The following is a 4729-nucleotide window of genomic DNA, read 5'->3' as shown; positions in this document are numbered from 1 at the left end:
GGCGTCTGGCTTGGGAGCCGGAGCTGCCGGAGCATGGCTGGCGCTGCTTACGGCGTCAAGCGCGTAGTTGTTGGCGTTGTCGGCCGCTGCCGTGCCGGCCACGAAACCGGAAGCGTAGGACCAGGAGTTCATCATTGATGGCATTGAGTCCCGGCCGTTGGCCCCGCCAACCAGTTCGCCGGCAGCGTAGAAGTTGGCAACCGGCTTGAAGTCGTTGTCCAGCAGCTGCATGTCCCGGGTTGCTTCGTAACCGCCCATGGTGGTGCAGAAACGCAGCTTTTGTTCGATGACGTAGTAAGTGTCGCCAACGAACGGGTGCAGGAACTTGGCGTCACGGCCGAATTCCGGATCACGGCCGGCCTTGGCGTATTCCTGGTAGTTTTCAACCGTTTCCTTCAAGCTGGCGTAGTCAATGCCGGCCTTTTGCGCTACCGTGGCCAGGTCGCCCTTGACCAGAACCGGGCTCTTGCGGCCTTCGTTGGCGAAGAAGCCCTGGACTTCTTCAGCAGTGAAGCCGTACTTAAGCATCAAAGCGTAGAAGCGGTCCCAAACGCGCTGGTCCATTACGACGAAGCACATCTTGTCCTTTTCGTTGGCAATGGCGTCACGGAAGTGGGTGTATGGCAGGCTTTCGTTGACAACCCGCTTGCCGGCCCGGTTGACAAAAATTGCCCCCATGTCGCTGGCTTCCTTGGTTGAGTAAGTGGTCAGCTTGGCAATGCCAGGTTCAACTTCCAAGCCGTGCGGGTAGACCTTGTACCAGTCCAGGTTCCGGGTTGCCAGGTTCATGTCCTTGGCAAAGCCGAAGTAGTCACCGGTTGAAGTCATTGGACCGTAGTAAGGAATGTCAGTCTTGTGTTCCTTGAAGTCCTTGGCGCCCCAGCCGCCGGCAGCCAGAACCAGGGACTTGAAGTTGACCGTGGTGGTCTGGTGCTTGCCTTCAGCTACCAGGCTGGTCAAGACGCCAGCCGGGTTCTTCTTCAATTCTTCGACCCGGGCGTCGGTCAGCAGGATCCCGCCCTTGGCTTTAAAGGCGGCAGCCACCTTGGTCACGACTTCGTAAGAGCTTTGGCTCGGCATTTCCACTTGCCGGTCAACGCTGTGTTCGATGGTCTGGGTTTCTGCCTTTTGGTAGGTCAAGCCGGCAAAATCAGTGATGAAGTCGATGGCCTTGCCGATGTTGTCAGCCAGCAGGTGGGACATTTCCGGGTAGTTGGTCCCGCGGCATTCTCTGGTAATGTCGTCAAACAGGCGCTGGGCTGAGTCTTCTTCGGCAGCTGAGCCGAACAGCTTCTTGGCCAGCTTTGAGCCGGTGGCGGTCACGTTTGACCCGTTCAAGATTGAGGCCCCGCCAACGTAGCCGTTCTTTTCCAAAACGGCAACCTTCTTGCCCATGGACAAGGCCCGGCAGGCCGCGATCAAGCCGGCCATCCCGGAACCGACGACAGCCACGTCAACGTCCAAAGTAACTGCCTTGTGGCTTCTGTCTACCGGACGCGGCGCTGGCTGCAAGCCGGCTTCGTCCAGGGCTTTTTGGCCAGATTCCAAGATGGCCTTGGTCATGATCGTTGCCCCGGAAACGGCGTCAACGTTGAAGCTGTTGGCGGACAAAACATTGTCGCGCAGCTGGCCGAAGGCCTGGTTGAAGACAGCCTTGGTTTCAGAGCTCTTGGTTACCTTGATATCGGCAATTTCTCTGTTTTCAAGTTCGATGTCAAAGTCGATTTCACCGTTGCGGCCCTGTGCCTGCGCTTTAAGTATTTCTTTGCTCATGAGATCTTCTCCTAGCTAATTATTTTTCTACAATCGCTTACATTATATAAAGGCCAGCCTTATTAAAAAATAAGTGCCGGCCTTTTTATCAATAGAGTGTTTTTATTAATGAGAATGCATCAATTAGTCTTGCTGGACTTTTTCCGGCCAACCCGCTTGACCACGTAGGCCAGCAGCACGCCCAAGAGCATGTTGGCCACGTTGAGCAGCAGGATCAGCCGCGGTGCGGCAGATCCGGCCCGGGCGGTAATTGACGCCGCCAGCTGGATGATCGCGAAGTTGGCGAAAGCTGAGAAAAAGCCGCCCCAGGACTGCACGGTCGCCTTCATGTCCGGGTACATCTGACCCAGCACGCTCTGACCCAGCTGGTAGAGGCCGCTGGCCGCGAAGAAGCCGATCATCAGGCTGGTCACGTAAAGCAGCTGCGGAATCTTGAAGAAGTAGACCATAAGCAGGCTGGCGGCACTGAGCAGGGGGTACCAGATCAGAATGTCGATTTCCTTGACCCCTTTTTTAATGATGAAGGAGTTGAACAAAACCGCCACCGAGGCCCCGACCGCGTAAACCGACTGCAGCTGGCTCGGCTGGGCGATTCCGTAGGATTTGGCCAGTTCCTGGTAGGTGTTGATCCAGAGGAGGAAGGCCGCCGTGGAGGTGAAGCCCATCAAAACCAGGCACCATACGCCCAGGTTGAAGTCCCGCTTGACCTTTTCCTGCTTCTTGGGGCCGGACACCTGGTCTGGATAAGGCGAGAAGGCCAGAATCAAGGCCATGATGATGTAGAGCACGCCGGCCATCATGAAGACCGTCCGGTAGCCCGAACCCAGGGCCGTGCCCAGCAGGATTGCCAGCGGCAGGCAGAACTGGCCGATGTTGATGGCAAATTTCGACATCAGGCCGGCCACCGAGGCGCTCTCAGGGAAGATTTCCATCAAGGCCGGGAAGTTGGACGCGTTCAAAAACGAGTTGGCCACCCCGCCGATGATCCCGATCACGTAGGCGACCGCGAAGTTCGGGGCATAGAGCAGGCCGATGTAGTAAACTGCCCACATCAAGTGGCCGATTACGGCTGAGGCCCGGCGGCCAAAATGGTCGGAAATCGGCCCGGTGATCAGGATGGAGACGATCCCGCCGATGCCGACCGCGCTGACCACGCTCAGAACGCCGGAAATTGAAGAATGCCACAAGGCCGCGAACTGCGGCTTGAACTGCGCGAGCAGCGACATCCCAATGCCCATCATAAAGTATGAAAAGTAGACGGTCGTGGCCGTGGCCGCGTACCGGTGTTTCTTAGCTGACATATCCTCGCTCCTTTTTTGTTAATTCTCTCACTTACTTTCTAGTATACCGTAAACCGCTTTCATTTATAATAGATAATGCTTTTTTATTGATAGACTGATTCTATTTAAAGTTTGTTCTAACTAAGACTAAGTATAAATAGACAAATTCTATTGGATATCTGGTAATCAATAGATTAAAATTGTCAATGTTCAAACAGACAGCTTATTTCTTTTGACTTATTTTCTTTTTGAGGCATATCGTGGATCTCAGCAATTCTCACTTCAAATTTCGCACCTTCTTTCATTCTTTTAAAACAGCCGCTGGCTTTGACCCTCTGCCCCGCCGGCTGGGGGCCTTGGCGGTCGGACTGGTGCTGAATGCTTTTGGCAACGGCATCACCATTTCCAGCAACATCGGCACGGCTCCCTGGGGGGCCTCGGAGGTCAACCTGGCCCATATCTTTCACATCAGCATTGCCTTGAGCATGTTTCTGGTCGGCTGCCTGGTGGCCCTGGCCAACCAGCTGCTCCTGCGGCGCTTTGACCTGCCGCGCTTTCTGGGCGAGGTCGGCTTCATTGCCTGCTTCAGCTTCTTCATCAACCTTTTTACCGGGCTTTTTTCAGCAATCGGGCTGCCGGACCTGGCCCTGCCCTGGCGGCTGGCGGCCGGATTGGCCGGAATCATGACTTTGGGCTGCTCGATCTCCTTTTATCAAAGGGCCAACCTGATCATGCACCCCAACGATGACACGACCAACATTCTCCGCTTCCTCTACTGCAGAAACAAGGTCGTCCGCGCCCAGCTGATCAATTTCAGCGTGCCGCTGCTGGTCACGGCCGGCTGCTGGCTGGCGACCGGAAAAATCTACGCCGTCAGCATCGGCACCCTGCTCTGCCTCCTGGTCAACGGGCCGATGATCGCCCTGGCTGACCGCTGGCTCTGGCCCAGCCTGCACCACAACGTCACTGTGCCAAAAGCCATCAGTGACCGGTCGGAAAATAATTAAATAACAATCATTTTTAAACAAAGCTTGACATTCTTAAGAAAAACGCAAATAATTGGTACCGATACAAAATAAGTAATGTCCGTGAGCATTAATTTTGGAGGTACAAGTTAATAATGGATAATACCCAAAGCTCAATGACCACTAACCAAAAGTGGGTCCTGGCCTCCATGTCTTCCGGCTTCCTGCTGGAAAACATGGACGTCATGTTCCTGTCCTTCTCCCTGTCGGAAATCATCGCGCAGATGCACATCAGCTCCGCGGCCGGCGGCTGGATCGGGACCTTTACCAACCTTGGCATGTTCTTCGGTGGCGCGCTCTTTGGGCTGCTGGGAGATCGTATCGGCCGGGTTAAAACCTTCAGCTATACGATCTTTCTTTTTGCCATCGCTACGGGTCTGACCTACTTTGCCCACAACATCACCGCCCTCTATGCCCTCCGCTTCCTGGCCGGCATCGGGGCCGGGGGTGAATACGGGGTCGGGATTGCCCTGATCGCGGAAAACTTCCCAGCTGACCAAATCGGCCGGGCAAGCTCCGTCGCTGCCATCGGCGGCCAGGTCGGCTCCATCGTGGCTGCCCTGCTGGCCGCCTGGATCATTCCGGCCTACGGCTGGAACACCCTCTTCCTGTTCGGGATCGTGCCAGTCGTTTTGACTTACTTCGTCCGCC

General features: G+C 55.4%; 4 protein-coding genes. 2 read left to right on the top strand and 2 right to left on the bottom strand.

Annotated features, from left to right (window positions below):
• Together lacNas_RS02610 and lacNas_RS02605 are read right to left on the bottom strand one after the other, a co-directional pair.
• A partial coding sequence (locus tag lacNas_RS02610) for an FAD-dependent oxidoreductase (RefSeq protein ID WP_244661405.1) occupies nucleotides 1-1773 on the bottom strand: 1773 nt, incomplete at its 3' end.
• 119 nt (nucleotides 1774-1892) lie between these two features.
• Nucleotides 1893-3074: an MFS transporter gene (locus tag lacNas_RS02605; protein ID WP_201331735.1), complete on the bottom strand. Its 1182-nt coding sequence runs from the start codon at nucleotides 3072-3074 to the stop codon at nucleotides 1893-1895.
• A gap of 239 nt (nucleotides 3075-3313) precedes the next feature.
• Between lacNas_RS02605 and lacNas_RS02600 the strand changes: the two genes are divergently transcribed.
• Entirely contained in the window at nucleotides 3314-4060 is a 747-nt protein-coding gene (locus tag lacNas_RS02600) for a YczE/YyaS/YitT family protein (RefSeq protein WP_244660734.1), read from the top strand.
• Between the two features lie 113 nt (nucleotides 4061-4173).
• Nucleotides 4174-4729 (top strand): MFS transporter (locus lacNas_RS02595; RefSeq protein ID WP_201346560.1); only part of this gene is annotated, 556 nt, incomplete at its 3' end.

Origin of the sequence: Lactobacillus nasalidis, assembly GCF_016587775.1 — a bacterium.
Lineage (GTDB): Bacteria > Bacillota > Bacilli > Lactobacillales > Lactobacillaceae > Lactobacillus > Lactobacillus nasalidis.
This window is presented reverse-complemented; position numbering and strand designations above follow the sequence as displayed.

Bases quoted from the DNA above. Each gene is read 5' to 3' on its own strand.
- lacNas_RS02605 (WP_201331735.1), bottom strand. From the start codon at position 3,074: ATGTCAGCTAAGAAACACCGGTACGCGGCCACGGCCACGACCGTCTAC.